This is a genomic window from Paenibacillus konkukensis (assembly GCF_023523925.1).
GTDB classification, from domain to species: domain Bacteria; phylum Bacillota; class Bacilli; order Paenibacillales; family NBRC-103111; genus Paenibacillus_S; species Paenibacillus_S doosanensis.
The window spans coordinates 4,564,840-4,582,014 of the sequence record NZ_CP027059.1 but is presented as its reverse complement, the minus strand read 5'-3'; the positions used below and the strand labels follow the sequence as shown (position 1 = coordinate 4,582,014).

At 55.4% G+C, this 17,175-nt stretch carries 20 protein-coding genes; 1 reads left to right on the top strand and 19 read right to left on the bottom strand.

Annotated elements, in window-relative coordinates; all coding sequences use genetic code 11:
* The 12 genes from SK3146_RS19865 to SK3146_RS19810 all read right to left on the bottom strand — a co-directional run bounded on the left by SK3146_RS19865 (window position 1) and on the right by SK3146_RS19810 (window position 9,996).
* Complete coding sequence (locus SK3146_RS19865) at window positions 1-546, bottom strand: hypothetical protein (RefSeq protein ID WP_249860453.1); 546 nt, start codon at window positions 544-546, stop codon at window positions 1-3.
* The gene (locus SK3146_RS19860; RefSeq protein ID WP_249860452.1) at window positions 543-740 is read right to left on the bottom strand and encodes a hypothetical protein; all 198 of its coding nucleotides are present in this window, start codon (window positions 738-740) and stop codon (window positions 543-545) included. Before SK3146_RS19860 ends, SK3146_RS19865 begins: the two co-directional genes overlap by 4 nt.
* Before the next feature lie 18 nt (window positions 741-758).
* The gene (locus tag SK3146_RS19855; protein WP_249860451.1) at window positions 759-2,483 is read right to left on the bottom strand and encodes a hypothetical protein; all 1,725 of its coding nucleotides are present in this window, start codon (window positions 2,481-2,483) and stop codon (window positions 759-761) included.
* Complete coding sequence (locus SK3146_RS19850) at window positions 2,473-2,964, bottom strand: hypothetical protein (RefSeq protein ID WP_249860450.1); 492 nt, start codon at window positions 2,962-2,964, stop codon at window positions 2,473-2,475. The genes SK3146_RS19855 and SK3146_RS19850 overlap by 11 nt, the downstream gene beginning before the upstream one ends.
* Before the next feature lie 288 nt (window positions 2,965-3,252).
* Window positions 3,253-4,245, bottom strand: a complete 993-nt coding sequence (locus tag SK3146_RS19845) for a siderophore ABC transporter substrate-binding protein (protein ID WP_249860449.1) — start codon at window positions 4,243-4,245, stop codon at window positions 3,253-3,255.
* A 48-nt stretch (window positions 4,246-4,293) separates the two neighbouring features.
* Entirely contained in the window at window positions 4,294-5,052 is a 759-nt protein-coding gene (locus tag SK3146_RS19840) for an iron ABC transporter ATP-binding protein (RefSeq protein ID WP_249860448.1), read from the bottom strand.
* The gene (locus tag SK3146_RS19835) at window positions 5,049-5,996 is read right to left on the bottom strand and encodes an iron chelate uptake ABC transporter family permease subunit (protein ID WP_249860447.1); all 948 of its coding nucleotides are present in this window, start codon (window positions 5,994-5,996) and stop codon (window positions 5,049-5,051) included. Before SK3146_RS19835 ends, SK3146_RS19840 begins: the two co-directional genes overlap by 4 nt.
* A complete protein-coding gene (locus SK3146_RS19830; RefSeq protein WP_249860446.1) occupies window positions 5,986-6,939 on the bottom strand; it encodes an ABC transporter permease in 954 nt (317 codons plus the stop codon). Before SK3146_RS19830 ends, SK3146_RS19835 begins: the two co-directional genes overlap by 11 nt.
* Window positions 6,940-6,953: 14 nt before the next feature.
* Window positions 6,954-7,520, bottom strand: a complete 567-nt coding sequence (locus SK3146_RS19825) for a nitroreductase family protein (protein ID WP_249860445.1) — start codon at window positions 7,518-7,520, stop codon at window positions 6,954-6,956.
* Window positions 7,521-7,810: 290 nt separating this feature from the next.
* Window positions 7,811-8,524 (bottom strand): glycerophosphodiester phosphodiesterase, encoded by a 714-nt coding sequence (locus tag SK3146_RS19820; protein WP_249860444.1) that lies wholly within the window; start codon window positions 8,522-8,524, stop codon window positions 7,811-7,813.
* A gap of 231 nt (window positions 8,525-8,755) precedes the next feature.
* Complete coding sequence (locus SK3146_RS19815; RefSeq protein WP_249860443.1) at window positions 8,756-9,547, bottom strand: TrmB family transcriptional regulator; 792 nt, start codon at window positions 9,545-9,547, stop codon at window positions 8,756-8,758.
* A 116-nt stretch (window positions 9,548-9,663) separates the two neighbouring features.
* A complete protein-coding gene (locus SK3146_RS19810; RefSeq protein WP_249860442.1) occupies window positions 9,664-9,996 on the bottom strand; it encodes a darcynin family protein in 333 nt (110 codons plus the stop codon).
* Between the two features lie 206 nt (window positions 9,997-10,202).
* Between SK3146_RS19810 and SK3146_RS19805 the strand changes: the two genes are divergently transcribed.
* A complete protein-coding gene (locus SK3146_RS19805; RefSeq protein WP_249860441.1) occupies window positions 10,203-10,346 on the top strand; it encodes a hypothetical protein in 144 nt (47 codons plus the stop codon).
* Between the two features lie 114 nt (window positions 10,347-10,460).
* Here the strand turns inward: SK3146_RS19805 and SK3146_RS19800 are convergent, their stop codons facing one another.
* The 7 genes from SK3146_RS19800 to SK3146_RS19775 all read right to left on the bottom strand — a co-directional run bounded on the left by SK3146_RS19800 (window position 10,461) and on the right by SK3146_RS19775 (window position 16,874).
* The gene (locus tag SK3146_RS19800; RefSeq protein WP_249860440.1) at window positions 10,461-10,976 is read right to left on the bottom strand and encodes a DUF4358 domain-containing protein; all 516 of its coding nucleotides are present in this window, start codon (window positions 10,974-10,976) and stop codon (window positions 10,461-10,463) included.
* 22 nt (window positions 10,977-10,998) lie between these two features.
* Entirely contained in the window at window positions 10,999-11,199 is a 201-nt protein-coding gene (locus SK3146_RS35145) for a hypothetical protein (RefSeq protein ID WP_349655155.1), read from the bottom strand.
* The gene (locus SK3146_RS19795; RefSeq protein ID WP_349655154.1) at window positions 11,196-12,140 is read right to left on the bottom strand and encodes a DHHW family protein; all 945 of its coding nucleotides are present in this window, start codon (window positions 12,138-12,140) and stop codon (window positions 11,196-11,198) included. The genes SK3146_RS35145 and SK3146_RS19795 overlap by 4 nt, the downstream gene beginning before the upstream one ends.
* Window positions 12,141-12,178: 38 nt before the next feature.
* A complete protein-coding gene (locus SK3146_RS19790) occupies window positions 12,179-13,585 on the bottom strand; it encodes an MBOAT family O-acyltransferase (protein ID WP_249860439.1) in 1,407 nt (468 codons plus the stop codon).
* Between the two features lie 22 nt (window positions 13,586-13,607).
* Window positions 13,608-14,297: a GDSL-type esterase/lipase family protein gene (locus SK3146_RS19785; RefSeq protein WP_249860438.1), complete on the bottom strand. Its 690-nt coding sequence runs from the start codon at window positions 14,295-14,297 to the stop codon at window positions 13,608-13,610.
* Window positions 14,298-14,400: 103 nt separating this feature from the next.
* Window positions 14,401-16,203 carry a HAMP domain-containing sensor histidine kinase gene (locus SK3146_RS19780; RefSeq protein ID WP_249860437.1) on the bottom strand — a complete coding sequence of 601 codons (1,803 nt, stop codon included), beginning with the start codon at window positions 16,201-16,203 and terminating at the stop codon, window positions 14,401-14,403.
* Window positions 16,200-16,874, bottom strand: a complete 675-nt coding sequence (locus tag SK3146_RS19775; RefSeq protein ID WP_249860436.1) for a response regulator transcription factor — start codon at window positions 16,872-16,874, stop codon at window positions 16,200-16,202. The genes SK3146_RS19780 and SK3146_RS19775 overlap by 4 nt, the downstream gene beginning before the upstream one ends.
* Window positions 16,875-17,175 lie beyond the last annotated feature (301 nt).

Genomic DNA, 17,175 nt, shown 5'->3' with positions numbered 1-17,175 from the left:
TTACAATATAACCCTTCTTTTTCGTGAATTGGGTCCTGCCGCCGGCTGCGCTGCCGGGGAGGACGGAAGCACTCCGTCATGCTTCACCTGCAGCTCCTCGTAGCGAAGCAAGGAATTGTTCTTGATCACCATGCGCAGCTGGCCGGTACGGTCGTTCTTGGCGCTGTCCTCCAGCGAAGACTGAGTGTCGCGCACATACGCAGCCACGATATCGGTCATCGTCTTTCGCACCGGCTCCGGGAAGGCAGCTATAGAAGCGAACCGCTTCACGACGGCGAATCGTCTCCGTGCGTTCAAGAGCGCCGTAACGACATCGGTATCCGCTGCACGGGCGCGCGACAGCTCCGCGGTCATCTGCCGGGAAACCTGCTGCAGCCGAAGCTCCAGCACCTCGTACATTCTCCGGGTTATCTTATCGGCGACACCGCCCGTCCATTCAATCGCGCCCCGTTCCATGCTCAGCAGTACCTCGTCGTCTTGCCCGCCCTCCTGCAGGGCGTCAAAGCAGCGCACCCAATCGGCATAAGTCGCCGGAAACCCGCTCATCGTCTGGTACTCCTCCTTCGAATCAGCTGAGCGGGCGGTTTTAAATCCCACTCCGGAAATTGGCTGGCTAAGGCATCGTTGGTGTTGACCTTCTGCACGCCTTCCGGCTGCATTGTCTCTTCCCCTTGCTTCGCTGGCTGCGGGCCTTTGCCGCGCTGCACGAGCATCGGCTTCGATTCCGTTTCTCCGTTCATGGTCTCCCTCTCCTTTGCTTACGATGAAATGATGCTTCGGGCGCTGTCAAAGCTCGAGAACGTATAGCGCTCGGCAGCGACGCTGTCGAGGAACTCCGTAACCCTCCCCGCCTTGCCGTCTTCCCGGGCATACTCCTGACGCCAGTCCACCACATCCGACAGCACCGCCCGCAAAATATCTTTGCAGCTTTGCAGCAGCTTCTCGTAATCTTCGGTTACCCGCAGCTTCGCCTTGGCCAGATTGAGCCGCGACCAGAAGAAATAAATGACGCCGAGAGCTCCGAGCACGAGCAGGAACGGCGTAGTGATGCTCATTAGCAGGAAGAGGACCCCGGCGATGAGGCCGAGCCAATGCTTCAGCCCGAGCCGCATCTCATCCAGCTCGGCGTCTCTGCGGTCGTGAATGTGCCGGGTGAGCGATTCGATCAGCTCATGCTCGTTGGTTCCGTCCTGCGTCGTTCCCGACCAGTGCTCGATGCTCATCTCGATATCCCGGGGAACCGCCGCGCGATTGTCCAAGGTCAGATCGTCATGAGCCTGGCGAATCCATTCCTTCGACAGCGCAATCGAAAACTTCTGTGTAGCCAAAGAAGCGTAGGACGTCTCCGGATGCATGGCGAAATTCGTCAGCAGCTGCGTGAAATCGACCCGCTCCTCCAGCGTCTTCTCGGAGTCGAAGCGGTGCTGGGCCGCGCCGCGATCGCCGTTCTCCTCCACAATCAGCGAGTTCAGCCGCTCTTCCCGGCGAAGCGGCAATTCCTCGTCGTCGAATTTGGAAACGAGCGTATCGAGCATCGCGTCAACGGCGACGGCAATGCTCTTGGCGGGAACGATCTCTTTATTGAATATATTGTGGAAATAATCATGAATGATGTCATGCAGCTTGGCTCCCTGAAGCGACTGCTCCAGATCGGACCATGTGCCGCTGTACTGCCGCAAATACGGATAAGCGGTCCCATCCAGCTTCTGCACTTTGGACAGCAGAGCTTCCTTCCATCGCCGCTGCTGTTCTTCGACGAAGCCTACCTTTTGCGCCAGCTCCTCGATCCAGGCTTCGACATGCTTGGCGCATTTGGTCCGCGCTTCCGGCCCGAATATGCCGTTCGTAAACCCGTCGATCAGGATAATGATCTCCCGCTCCAGCTCATGCGGATTTTGCAGCGCGAAGTAGCGGTCGAGCCATTCCCGGCTCGCCTTGTACCTTGAGCCTCTGCGCGTTACCAGCGCGAAGAACAGCGACGTCTTCTCGTCATCGCGGCGCAGCGCTTCCATCATCGCCCGCTCGGCCAGCTCCTTGTTATCGTTCAGCCAGGCCGCCAGCGCGATCAGACACGGCGCGAGCCAGTACCGCGGCGCCGCCAGCATATGCTCCTCCGTCGTGTTCTCGATCGTCTCCTTCTTGACCAGCCGCACGTCGACCGCCTGCAATATACCGGTGACGCGCCTGCGCACTTCGCCGTAATGGCCGAAATTCGTCTCCAGCTCCTGGCGCACCTTCACCAGCCGGGTTTCGGCCAGCTGCAAATTTTTGGCCATTTGGTCGCGCTGGACGAATTCGTGAAAATCCCGGGCAAGCGCATCGATTCTCGCCTGCGCCTTCTGCACTTCCTGGCCGACGTTCTCTACATATTCCCCTACCGATTGCACCTGATTGGAGACATATTGAATCTCTCCCCGCAGATTACTGAGATTGCTCTCGATAGCCCGCAGATCGGCCCTGTCGATAACCCGTTCACTGGACATTTCCGCCCCCCCTTGTAAATGCGACATAACCTTTCGCCGCAACGGCGCAAATGGAATCCGAATATACTTCTACGAACGAATAGCTCGGATGCATCGCCAGCCCGCGCGCCCGCTCCATGCCGGACGGCAAAGGCTGACCCGCTTTATAATGCTGCACGATCTCCTGCCTCATATCTAACGTATGCACCTCATACGGGGCACCCAAATAACATTTGGCTACAATGCCGATAAGAAACTGATGCGGCTTCAGCTCGCCGAATTCATTCTGAATCGACTGAATCAGCTCCTGAACCTTGGAGCGGTCGCAGACGGCTCCGGCCGCATCCAGACGGGTCATCGCTTCGATATAAGCCTGCGAACGCTGCTGTTTGAGCCGTTTTTCCAGCGCCAAGCCGTTGAGCTCCACCGTAGTCCGCGACACCGTCTCCGCGTTCAGTTTCAAGTCAACCTTCGGTTGTTGGTTTAGAATAGGTCTGCGCAAGCGGCAATCCCCTCCTTATCGAATGGAAATGAGGCAGCGTTCCGCCCGGAGGCTTGATGTCCGTTAAATTGGGGCGCGGCTGCCAAAATTAGATTTCAATGTCAACTTCTCATATTCGACATTTCTTGATACGGTTCCTTCTATTTCCACAAAAAAACGGGGCTTCCAAATGAGAATTCTTCGCTATCATCGTATGAGACCACGGATAGATTCATGAACAGCTTAATAGCTTTCGGGCAGCAAAAACCCGCCCCGGGTTATTCCCGGGGCGGGCCTCAAACAGCGTCTTTATTTATAATCTTTGGCAATCTCGCCGACCATCTCCGCTACGGATTCCAGTCCGCCGCCGGACAAATACCAGTAGTTTTGATCCAAATAGACGATATTGTTGTTAGTGAATGCTTTCGTTTTCTTCACCAGCTCGTTTTCAACCAGCGATTTGGCGCCTGTCTGAGCAGTCCCGCCTACAGCTGCACCGCGGTCTACGACGAACAAGTAATCCGGATTTTTCTCGGCGATGAATTCGAAGGAGATGCTTTGACCGTGAGTGGATACTTCCAGGTTTTTCTCTACAGCCGGCACGCCGAGCACATCGTGAATCAGACCGAACCGGGAGCCCGGGCCGTATGCGCTGATCGCGCCTTCGTTAGCCAAAATAATCAAAGCGTTTTTGTTGACGGATGCCGCTTTCGTTTTGACATCATTAATCTGTTTCTCGATCTTGGCTACTTCCGCGTCGACTTCGGATTCTTTGCTGAAAATTTGACCGATCATTTTCATATTCGTTTTGAACGATTCCATGAAGTTTTTGTTGTCTACGCCGACATAGATCGTCGGAGCCAGCTTGCTCAGCTCAGGATAAGCCGTTTGTTGTCTGCCGGAGATCAGGATCAGATCCGGTTTGATCGAGCTGATTTTCTCATAGTCCGGCTCCTGAAGCGTGCCGATGTTTTGGTACTTGCTGTCTTTGTATTTGGCCAGATACGGAGGCAGGTTCTTCTGTGCGACGCCGGTTACTTCGATACCCAGTTTGTCCAGGGTGTCAAGCGCGCCGTAGTCGAAAGCAATGACTTTCTTAGGGTTTTTCTTCACTTTGGTTTCGCCCAGCTGATGCTTGAGCGTAAGCTCGTCAGAAACCGCCGGAGTCGTGGCAGCAGAACCGGAGTCGGTCGACGATGCCGGAGCCGCTCCGTTCGATGGATTGGAACCGCTGGTTCCGCAGGCCGCCGCAAACACAGCCAGGCAAAGGATAAGGATCAGTACGGGCAATCTTCTTTTCATTTTTTCTCAACCACCTTTTATTTTTGTTGAAATACAACTTAAGCATTCCTAGGTAAAGTACACGCCGATCTTGTTGCCGTTGATCGTTTCGATCGGAATCTCCATATCGTATACTTCCTTCAAAACCGCCGAATCGATGATGTGCCCGGTGGCGCCTTCTTTGACGACGGCCCCGTTCTTCAGCGCTACAATGTAGTCGGAATAGCAGGAAGCGAAATTGATATCGTGAATGACGATCACGACCGTCTTGCCGAGCTCGTCGACCAGCCGCCGCAGCACCTTCATGATCTGAACGGAATGCCGCATATCCAGATTGTTGAGCGGCTCGTCTAGCAAGATATATTCGGTGTTCTGCGCGATGACCATCGCTATGTACGCCCGCTGATTTTGGCCGCCGCTCAGCTGATCCAAATATTTGTGCTGCATATCCTGAAGCTCCATATAAGCGATCGCCTCGTCGACATGCTTCCAATCCTCCGGCGTCAGCTTGCCCTGCGAATAGGGAAACCGCCCGAACGAGACCAGCTCGCGCACAGTAAGACGGACTTGAATATGATTCGACTGCTTCAGAATCGAAATTAACTTGGCCAGCTCCGTGCTCTTGTATTGGCTGATTTCTTTGCCTTCGATCAGCACCTCGCCGGCGTCCTTCGAAGTCAGGCGGCTGATCATGGAGAGCAGCGTGCTTTTGCCGGCTCCGTTAGGACCGATGAACGAGGTGATCCGCCCCTTGCCGATACGGATAGAGACGTTGTCGACGACTTGTTTTCCGCCGTATTGTTTGGTTAGCTGCCTTACTTCGATCATGATTTGTTCTCCCTCAGCAGAAGATATAGAAAGTACACGCCGCCGACGAGATTGACGACAACGGCTAGCGTCGTGGTGAATGTGAACACTCTTTCCACAATGAGCTGTCCGCCGACCAGCGCCACGATACTGATCAAGATCGAGGCCGGGATTAGCAGCGCGTGCCGGTACGTTTTCATGAACTGGTAGGTCACGTTAGCGACCAGCAGGCCCAGGAACGTAATCGGCCCTACCAAGGCGGTAGCTACGGAAATCAGCGCAGCGATGATAATCAAGAGCCGCTTGACGACGTAATGGTAATCGACGCCCAGATTGGTCGCGTGATCCTTACCCAGCGAGATGACATCCATATGCTTGGCGAACCGGGAATAATACAAGGTGACGAGCACCGCGACGATGAGGCAGATCGTAATCAGCTGCCCCTGCACTTTGTTGTAGCTGGCGAACATTTTACCCTGCAGCACCAAAAATTCATTGGGATCGATCAGCACCTGCATAAAGGTCGTCAAGCTGCCTAGCAGCGTCCCCAGCACAATCCCGATCAATAACAGGAAATAAATGTTGCTGCCTTCCCGCTTGAACATCAGCTTGTATAACAGCCCGGCGAACAGCATCATCAGCACCAAGGTCATGGCGAAGTTCAGATTGTTGTCAACCAGCAGCTTCGTAGTGGACCCGAAAAAGTAGACGACCGCGGTTTGCGCGAGCATATACATGGAATCCAGTCCGATAATGTTCGGCGTCAGGATACGGTTGTTCGTTATCGTCTGGAAGATGACCGTCGAGAAGGCGATGCAGGCGCCGGTGAGCACCATGGAGGCGACTTTCCAGCCTCTTCGCTCCAGCACGTAGCTCCAGTTGTCCCCGATCTGGATGAACATAAACACCGCAACGGCCGCAAGCGCGAGTACGGATAAAATGCCGAGCTTTGCCTTATAAGTCATATGCCTTTCTCCTCAACAGTAAATAAAGAAAAATTGCGCTTCCCAGCACTCCGACCGTCAGGCCGATTGGAATCTCGAACGGATAAATGATAACCCTGCCCAAGATGTCGCATACCAGAACGAACAGCGCGCCCAGTACGGCGGTGTGGGGCAAATTTTTCTTCAGGTTGTCGCCCTGATAGATGGTGACGATGTTCGGAATGATCAGCCCAAGGAACGGAATGGTGCCTACCGTCAGCATCACGACCGAGGAGACGAGCGCCACGATGACAAGCCCCAGGTTAACCACCTGCTTATAATTGAGCCCCAAATTAATGGAGAACTCTTCGCCCATGCCGGCAATCGTAAACCGGTTGGCGTACAAATAGGCGATAATTACGACCGGGATGCTGATATAGAGCAGCTCGTACCGGCCCTTCATCGTCAGCGCGAAATTCCCCTGAAGCCAAGAGGAAAGGTTCTGAATCAAATCGTATTTATAGGCAAAAAACGTAGAAAACGAAGTAATAATGTTACCGAACATCAGCCCGACGAGCGGGATGAATATCGCATCCTTGTATTTCACTTTATCCAGTATTTTCATAAAAACGAACGTTCCCAGCAAAGCGAAGACGAAGGCTACGAGCATCTTCTGCATCGAAGTGGCTGAGCTGAACAGCAATAGCGACACCAGAATGCCGAGCCGGGCCGAATCGTCGGTACCGCCTGTCGTCGGCGACACGAATTTGTTGCGGCTCAGCTGCTGCATAATCAGCCCGACGACGCCCATGCTGACGCCGGCAATCAAAATGCTGATCAGGCGCGGCACGCGGCTAATGACAAGCACATGCAGCTGATCCTCGGTCAGCTGGAACACTTCCCACGGCTTAATCTCCTTGACCCCTACGAAGACGGACAGGATCGACAGAAGGAGCAGCAGCGGAATCATCACTTTAAGCTTCATCGGAACAATCCCACCTAAGCCTCATCGATCACCGTAATCAGTTGTTCCGCCGGTATTCTCGGCTGGGCCGGAGGCACCTTGGACGGATAGCCGACATGCAGGCTGCCGATTATTTTCTCGCCGGGCCGGACGCCGAGCGCTTCGCGGAATTCCGGCACATGCAGCAGCGGATACGTCTCCCAGACGAGCCCGAGCTCGCGCTCCCACGCCAGCAGGCTGAAGTTGTGAATAATGCAGCTCATCGAAGCGTAGTCTTCTTCCCGCACGACGGGATGCGTATTCTCTGTCATGATGGCGGCGACGAACAGCGGAACGGACATAAACCGGTCGTGAAACTTTTGTCCCAGCTCCCGGCTCTTCGCCGGGTCTTTCTCCCGCTTCTCCGCTCCGGCGCGGGCCACATCCGCCAGTCTCCGGCGGCCTTCGCCTTGGACAATGACGAAGCGCCATGGCTGGGTCATTTTATGATTGGGCACCCATACCGCCGTATCCAGCAGCTCCTTGATCAGCTCGATAGCGACGGGACGGTCCTCGAATTGATGTACGGAGCGTCTTTCTTTTATTAACCGGGCCAATTCCATAACGTTCCCCCTGTCTCTCAACAACGTGCATGAACATGACTCAAGCGAAAGTGATAATCATTATCACCTTCACAATATTTTACACGAATTGCTTCGCACTGGAATGGACAATTCGTTTTTGGGGTTGGACTTTTCTTGATTCGAGGAAAAAATGCGTAAAAAAGAGAGCCTTGTCTCAAGGCTCTCTCCTGTTTCAACGCGCGGTGATTTAATCGTGTCCTGCGGTCGATAGAGGTTTCCATTCGCATAACAACGCCTGCTGCGCCATCGAAAACATCTTGCTATCGGTTTCACTGCCCCAGCTCCCGTTTAAGCCCGCCGAGCCGGGCCACTTCCTTGGCCGTTATCGCGTCGACCCCCGCATGAATCAACCGCAGCATATCCTCCCGCTCCTTCAGCGTATACACCCATACGGCCAGCCCCCGCTCATGCGCCAGCTCGACCAGCTCCCGGCGGCAAGTTTCATACTTCATATTCAGTCCGTAGCAGCGGCCCTCCGTCCCTGCCTTGCATACGCGCTTGGCAAACAGCATGTAATGCTCCGCCGTCAGCCTCGTCGGGGTATTGAGAACGACCCGGATATCCGGGTGACGCTCCGTGATCCCCTCGCTGCAGCCCGTTATAAACACTTGATCCGTCATCCCCTGCTGCCGTACGGTCCGGATTACAGCCTCGATCGCCGCGGGCGTCTTGATATCCAGATTCAGCTGAATTTGCCGCTCGCGGGCAAGCGGCAGCAGATCGCCGAGCCTGACGATGTCGCGCGCTTCATACGCCGGGCTGATCCCGCGCCTCACCTTCGCGTCGTTCAGCTGCTCATACGTGCACTCGTGCAGACTGGGATGATCGTCATGGAGCAGGACGAGCGTCCCGTCGCGGGCGATTCGGATATCGATCTCGACGATATCCGCTCCCAGCCGGATTCCTTCCATAAACGACTCTATCGTATTGTCGGGCGTTCCGTCGCAGCCCGTATGCGCGGCAATCCAAGGAAACTTCTGCACTAGCAATCCCTCCGGCGTAAATTTGGTTTGGCAGATGCAAACAAACGGTTCGGGTAAGCGCTTACTCTATAATCAAAAACAAATTATACTATACGCTTCCCGCACTGACAATCGCTTTTTTTGCCGAGGCATGCGCTTGAATAGAACCGCCCTGCAAGGTGCCGGTTTTAGTCTCGTGAAAGCGGCTAAGCGCACCATCGACAGCAGCAGCCGCGATGATGCGCCCGTTCCTCAATCTTGCGTATACTTGCGCACGATCTTGCTAAAGCCTTGGCCGTACCTGCGGGCCAACTCCTCCCCCATATCCCGCTGCAGCTCATGCATGACGACATCGTGAAAAAAGTTGTTGAGCAATAGCTCCACCATCGCCGGATGCTCGGTCAGCATCGCCTTGGCCGGCTGCCCGCCGCCGCGCGTGCCGACGATGGCCAGCTTGCGGTCGAGCAGCAGCGCGAACTTGCGGCCGCTGCGCTCCTGCCACGCCTCCTCGCGCTCATGCGGGAAGGAGAGCATGCCTTCGGGCAAATCGGCCCCGCCGACTGCCGAGACGAGGATGCGCACGCCCTGGTCATGGGCGTACTGCAATTCGCCCCGCAGAAGCTCCGCTTCTTCCGACCACAGGTCGCAGAGCGCCTCGCGCTTCACCAGCTTCAGCTCGCATCGCAAGCGCTCGAGCACCTTGGCGTCGCCCTCCAGGCTGAAGTACTCGGTGCGCTCCGTCTCCTGCTTCGGCATATGCGCCTTCACATAGCGGATCGACGCCTGCAGATCCGCCTCGATCTTATTGCCGATCTCGTCGATCGGCACGCAGTGGTAGTGCGTCGGCTCGCCCTTGCTGGCGAGCACGACCCCTTGCTCCGCGAGCTTCTGCAGCGCCGCGTAGACGTTGGAGCGCGAGACGCCGAGACGCTTGGCGATCTCGTAGCCCGTCAGCGTGCCGGAGTCCGAGAGCACGAATAAGCATTTGGCTTCCAGCTCCGTGAACCCGAGATGTTTGAGATGCTGTTGTAGGATGCCCTCCATCTTGCTGCCTCTTCCTCTTTCCAGGGTAACTGCTTAACCCGTTCTCATATTAGACGCTCGTTAATGCCAGAAGGACCGGCCGAAACCTAACAGTACGGTTTCGGCAGCCGCCCGCTTCAAGTCGTATAAGCTTCCGGCTCCATGCCGAGAACCTGCGTTTCATAATCCTGATACGCATTTTGAATGCCGTACAGCACATCCTTAATCCGGTAGTACCCTCTGCTGAATGCCGCCGAATCCTTCAGTCCTTCCCACATTCTATGATAAGCCGCCGTGTCGCCCGTCTCGCAGAGGACGAAATCGCTGCATCGGCCGCTGAAGGCGTCGGCGTCAAAATATTTCACCCTCACATGATCGGCATACCGCCCGATGATCTCATACAGTTCGGCTGCATATTCTCTGCGCTTCTCTCTGGACAGCGCGAGCCAAGCGGCATCCACCTCTAACATTACAACAAAACAATGGTTCATCACAACACCGCCTTCGACCTATTAGTAGTATTTTATGGTACTACTATAATGCACAGGCCGTAAAAAAACAATATCCGCAAGCCGGGATTACATTTCGCGGTTGTGATTTTCATCACATACTTTTATAACCGCCCCTCCTATAATGATTCTTAAAGAAAGCAATTCAGTGAAATGGGGGATTTGCCATGGAAACCGCAAAAAACACGACGCAAAACTCTTTTAACGGTCTCGGATTTATCATTACGCTGTTCAGCGTCATTATTCTTTGCCCGCTGGTCTATTTCATCATTAACTATTTGCTCGGAAACGAACGTCCATTCTACGGCTAAAGCGCTGAGAAGGACCTGCGGCTTCGCCCCAGGTCCTTCTCCACCGAGTGTACACCCACACTATCTAAGGTGAGAAATGACGGGGATGAGACTCCATCTCCGTGAATGTTGCCGCTATTTCAGCGCTTCGAAGAACGCCCTTTCGATCTCGTCCGCTTCCCCGGATACCGCCAGAAGCAGGAAGCGGCCTTTCTCTGCGATCACATGCCGCTCCAACAGTTGGTACTGCTCCGGAACATAGTCTCTGAACTTCGGAATCTGCTCCTCGATTCGCCGGGCCGCCGCAGCCTTTACGGCCTCGATCCGGGCCGGGTCCTTCACCTTGATCACCGCTACCTCATCGGCCCGCACGTTGGACAAAGACGTGAGCAGCATGAAGCTGTCGACGTCCCCGGCATCCAGATGATACAGCTTGTTCAGCTTGGCGAGATCTCCTTCCTTCAGCTCATCCAGCTTCACGGCCTGCCGGATTGCCGCGCCGACATCCGCCGCCGAGAGCTTGTCGCCAGCCTGATCCTCGTTAGTGCAGGCCGTTAGCCATACCGCCGCGGCTGCCCATAATGCGCAGAGCACGACGGCCGTTTTCATATGCCGCATCAAGCAGCGCATGAAGCTGTTATACTGAATCATCACGCATTTCCTCCCTTCCCGTTTATTCCTCATCGCCCAAGCGTACGACCGACGCATCTTCAAAAAACGTATTTGCATTGTACAGCAGCAGCATGTCGCTGATCGCATGCTCCTTCGTGAACCGTACGATGGAATCGGAATAGTACCTCGGATCGATGACGTCGATTTCGCTGAAATGCTCCGTTAAAAACGGAATCAGACAGTTCGCGTACGAATCCTTCACGATAAGCAGCCGGCCCCCGCAAAGCCCGTCCGGATACGGACCCATGGATGATTGCCGTTCAGAAACACCGCGTACTTATCCTTCTTCCCGAGATTGCCGGGCTCGTAATAGGAGTCCGCGCTCAGCCCCTCCTCCGCATACTCCACCTGGACGTGCTCCGCCTCCTTCGGCATATAGATCTCTATGCGGTCGGGCTGCAGATGCCGAAATCCGCTCCTGGAATAAAGCGAGCCATAGAAGGCGCCGGTCGCTTCCTGTACGCTGTAGTCCTGCTCCGCCTTCGCGGCGAATCCCATCGCCCGACCCAATTCGCGGTACCCGTAATACGCCGCCCGGGTCGTCCAGTGATGGTCTGTTTTATAAAATAAGGGCTCATCCTTCCGGGAATCCAATGCGTCATAGACGTCGACCCAGGCCGCCGACTCCCCCAGCGAACGCTTCACCTGCTCCATAACCTTCCGCTCGTCGCTCGCAGGAGCAAAGCGGGGAAGCTTGTCTCGCAGCAGCTCCGCGGCGGTCGGCACCAGCATGACGAACTTGCGCACATTCGGCGTCGCCTGTCCGAACGCCCGGATCGCCCCGATTCGCTTCTGCACCTCCTCGTCCTTCGGCTCGCTGAACTTTTGAATCAAATAGCCGTCTTTGCCCAGATAAACGCCGCCATTTTCCTTTTTCCCCAGCAGCCTGTCGACATCGGATTTCACGCCGATCCACATATCCCTCGCCGCGAATTGATCGGCCAAATACGCTTCATAACCGGACGTGAACCGTCCGCGGACAAGGGAGTCGAGCGAAAACGCCGGAAGCTGCGCCAACATCCGGTTCTCCGATTCGGAGAACGTCTTGGCGGGTACGGCACGGCTCAGAAGGAACAACGCGCCGAGAAACAACAGCATAATCCAGGCGATTCTCCGATAATAAGGCTCGTCTTGCCTGCCCATAAATCCGGTCCCCCTTCTTTTTCCAATCCGCCCGTTCGTCAAAACCGGAAATAAAGAAACGGATTGTACGTCGCGTTGACCAAATAAGCCGTCGATACAAACAGGCAGCCTCCGTACAGAAGCGGAACCGCCGCGGCGCCGATACGGCCGAGCTTCCCTCGGAGCCGCAGCAGCGCCTGCCCGGGAAGCGGCGTTGCGCACAGCGCCAGGATAAGAAACAGCATTCCATACATCGAAAGGTCGTACCAGGACTGACGGTCGGCCCAGCCGTGCCCGCCCAAGCCGAACATCGCGGCCAGGAAGCCGCCTGCGGCGGTCAGATGCCCGAATTCGAACCATACCCATCCAATGATGACGACCAGCATCGTGTAAACATGGCTTACCGCTCTCGGCTTGCCGGCGAGCCAAGGCAGCAGAAGCCGCTTCTCCAGCGCAATGAAAACGCCGAAGTACAGCCCCCATAAGACAAAATTCCAGCTCGCGCCGTGCCATAGTCCCGTCAGCAGCCAGACGACAAGCAGGTTGCGCAGCCGCTTCCACGGTCCCGCGCGGTTGCCCCCGAGCGGAATATATACATATTCCCGGAACCAGGAGCCGAGCGAGATGTGCCAGCGCCGCCAAAATTCCGTAATGCTCCGGGCCGTATAGGGATAATGGAAGTTAAGGGGGAATTCGAACCCGAACATTCGCCCGAGTCCCCGCGCCATATCCGAATATCCGCTGAAGTCAAAATAAATCTGAAACGTAAAGGCGATGATGCCAAGCCAAGCGGACAGTGCGCTAAGGTCCTCCGCAGGCGTCGCCTTCACTTCCGCCCACAATAGCCCGATGTTATTGGCGAGCAGCGCCTTCTTGGCCAATCCCCGGATGAACAGCTCGGCTCCTTCGCCGAAGCGCGCCAAGGTGATCTTCCGCATGCCCAGCTGCCCGGCGATATCCCCGTATTTGACAATCGGGCCGGCCACAAGCTGCGGGAACATCGCGACGTAAGCGCCGAAGGAAATAAGGTTTCGCTGTACGGGCACCTGGTTCCGGTACACGTCGATCACATAAGACATCGTTTGAAACGTGTAAAAGGAAATGCCTACCGGAAGCGGAAGGTCGGACACCTGCAGCGATAAGCCTGTCAGCCGATGAAGATTTTCGGCCAGAAACCCGGCGTATTTGAAAAAGCAGAGCACCCCGATATTGACGGCGATGGAGCCGATAAAGATCAACCGCGCCGCCGCTGCGCGTTCTCTGAATTTATCGATCAACAGGCCGTTGGCATAGTCGAATACAGTCGAGAAGATCATCAGGAACACATACACGGGCTCGCCCCAGGCATAAAACACCAGGCTCGCCGCCAGCAGCATCATATTGCGCCAGCCGTGCGGAACCGAATAATACAAGCCGAGCGCCAGCGGCAGAAACAAGAACAAAAAGATGAGACTGCTGAATACCACGCTAACGCCTACCTCCCCGGGATCAGACCTGATCCTTCAGGAAATCCAGCAGCAGCGAGTAATATTCCGCGTTGAAATGAATGCCGTCCGCATCATGCAGATTCGGATGCCCCGCGAAGATCGGGGATAAATCGGTGAACGCCGTCTGCTTCTTCGCGGCCAGCTCCTTCAATCCCCCGTTATAGTCGGCGATATTGCGGTACCGGGGTTCCTCCTTCTCCGCTTCCGCCGTGACCGGAGTGACGGTGAGGATCGTGATCTGCGCATCCGGAAGCTTGCTCCTGATTTGGTCGATCAACTGGCCGTAGAACTTAAGCGAGTACGCCTTCGGATCGTCCGTAGGCCACAAGATATCGTCCGAGCCCAGTTGAATGAACACATGCTGCGGCTTCCTCGCCGCCAGCTCCTCCACATCGTTCGAGGCCAGGGCGAATTCCGCCGTTTTCCCCGCGCCCGCTTGGACATTGGCTTCATCCAGAAGCTCATGGTAAGACAAGCCCTCGGTGATGGAATCTCCCAAAAATACGCTTTGGCTGAAAAGATCCGCATACTTCGGCTTATCCGCCGCGGCCGCTGCGCCGGCGCCTTCCCCGGAAGCAGCGGATGTCGAGGCTTGTCCGTTCGCTGCCGCAGCAGGCTCCTTTTGGCCGCAGGCGGCCAGCGATAAAACCAGGCTGCCTGCCAATACTAGGGCCGTCATACGTTTGATCATTTCGAATCTTCCTTTCTATTGCTTTTCGTACAGCGAATAGATTACCAGCGGCATGTAAAGATAAAGTGCAGATGAAATGAAAAAAAAGCGCAGAACCGAAGTTCTACGCTTGGAGCGGCAAATAGAAATAAAACATGACGCCGCATTCCGTATTCTCGACCCCGTAAGGCGCCCCATGCAGCTCCAGAATGTTCTTGCAGATGGCGAGCCCGAGCCCCGTGCCTCCGGCGGACCGCTGCCGGGAAGGCTCCCCCCGGTAAAACCGGTCCCATATCCGGTCCAGCAGCTCCGGGGGAATCGGTGCGCCCTGATTTTCAACGCTGACCTTCACAAGGCCTTCCTCCATAACGGCGGCGATTCGGATCGAGCCGTTCTCCGGCGTATGGCGAATGGCGTTGGTCATAAAGTTGGTGAGCACCTGCCCGATCCGATTTCGGTTGGCCGTCACTGCGGCATCGTCCAGACGGGTATGAAGCTGCAGCCGCTTCTCCTCCATATTCAGCGCCAGCTGCCCGCATACCGATTGTATCGCTTCGCGAATGGAGAAAGCATCCGTCTCCATCCGGTACGTGCCCGACTCGAACTTGGCCAGCTCCAGCATCTCGACGATCAGGAGATCCATCTTGCGCACTTCGTTCTCCACCGCGGCGAAATAATGCTCTCTTTTTTGCTCGGCGATGCCATCCTTTAAGATCGAAATGCAGCTTTGGATCACGCTAAGAGGGGTTTTCAGCTCGTGGGATACGCCGGCGATGAATTCCTTCCTCGTTCTCTCCAGCCGCTTTTCCTTCTCAATGTCCTGCCGGAGCTGCCTGATATGAGAGTGGAGCGCTTCCGACATCTCGTTAATGTTATGCGACAACGCCCCCAGCTCGTCCCGGGAAGTAACGGGAAGCGTCTCGGAGAAGTCGAGGCTGGCCATCTTCTTCGTCGTCCGGTTCATCCGCAGCAGCGGACGCGCAATTTGCCTGGAATAATAGAAAGACAGCAGCACAATGAGCAGCAGAGCGGCGGCGATGATATAAACATAGTAGCTTCGAATCATTCCAACCGCTTCATCGACCGGCTGCAGCGAGGCCATGGCGAACAAGTAAGCCGGAGCGCCGTCTTGATCCGTAATTGGATCGATGAACAGCTTGTATGGAATATCGTTATCCTCCGCATTCATCACTGTCATAGCGCGGGGCTTCTCCTGCGCCGGATCTAACAGCAGATCAGCCTGAAACGCCTTGATCCGGTCGATAAACCAGCGATTCGTATAAATCAGCCGGCCGGAACCGCTGCCGGGCAGCTGCGCCTTCGTAATCCATCCATTCAGCCAGACGGAGGGAAACTCCTCATGCCACTTGGAGGGGTCCTCGAAGGTAGGGACAATTTCGTGCTCTTTTTTGGCGATTTGGTCATTTTCCCAGGCGACATTGAATTCAACGCCGAGTCGATAGGGCACGACCGCAGAGCCTTGCTTGATTCCCTGCACGACGACGCGGCTTCCCGGACGCAAGAAGGAGTTGCTCGGAATCAATTCTTCTGCATTCGCAAGGCCGTACAGCGGAACAGTTATCGTTTGGTTGGAAAAAGCCTCGGCTTCGCCCTTGGATTTCTCCAGCTTCACTTCCAGATAAAAATCGCCGGTATACTTCAAATTGCCAAGCGCATCCAGCGTCGTCACCCAGGTGCCGTGCTTCTGATAGAACTCCTGTTCCAGCCTCCGCACCGCTTCTGCGCCGCCCTCGGCTTCCCGATATTTCTGTTCGTACTCCTGCAGGCTGGCCTGAATATCGTTTACTTTCTGGGTCACATAGAATTGCTTGAAAAAAATCGTCTGACCGGCAAAAATCGCCGCCAAAATCAACATGCACAGCGCCGTCGTCAAGAGAAACAGCTTCCATGTAATGCTTCTGTTCATGCCCGGTCCTCGAATTTATAACCGGAACGCACCACCGTAACAATGCAATCCGCCCGCTCTCCCAGCTTGGAACGAAGATTGCGGATATGGCTGTTGACGGTTCGATCGTCGCCTGCAAAATCATAGCCCCAGATTTTTTCGAGCAGCTGCTCTCTCGTGACGATCATTCCTTGATTTCTCATCAAGTAAGTGAGAATTTCGAATTCGGTATGCGTCAGACTGCTCGGAACTCCGTCTACAGCGACCGTTCTGGATGGAAAATGCACCTTAATGCCGCCAGCGGACAACGTGTCGGAGGCGGGCCCGGAGCCGCCATGTTCAAGGAGCCGCTTGACTCGCGCCAGCAAGATCGGCGGGCTGAACGGCTTGGTGATATAATCGTCGGCCCCCAGCTCGAACCCGAGCAGGGTGTCCTCTTCATCGGCGCGGGCCGTCAGCATAACGATCGGAATCCGGGACGTCTTGCGGATGCGCCGGCATACCGACCATCCGTCGAGCCGGGGAAGCATAATATCGAGAATGACCAGATGCACCTCTTGCTCTTGAACGAGGGACAGCGCTTCTTTTCCGTCCTCAGCCTCCAGCACAAGATAGCCCGCATGCAGCAAGTAATCTTTGATCACCTCGCGCAAAATCTGCTCGTCTTCGACAATGAGAATCGTGTTGGGCACAGCGCGCTCTCCTTCCTCCGATTTGAATCGAAACGCCTTGGAACATCCGTGTGTAAAGCAGGCAAAGGAAAAACCGCCTGTATGCAAAATCCGGATGCTTCACAAGGGCGGCTATAGAAAAAAGTCTACCATGTTTGAGAGCGGCGCACAAACAAGCGGGTGCCGCAGAGGCTGCCGGACCCTGCCCCACGGAGCGTTTTATTCAAACGAATTTTTCCGTATTCGCTCAGGTCCCCTCTATGATAAGCTGGCATGGAATATGACTTAGGAGGCGGAAAGCCATGCGGCAAAAAACAAAGGT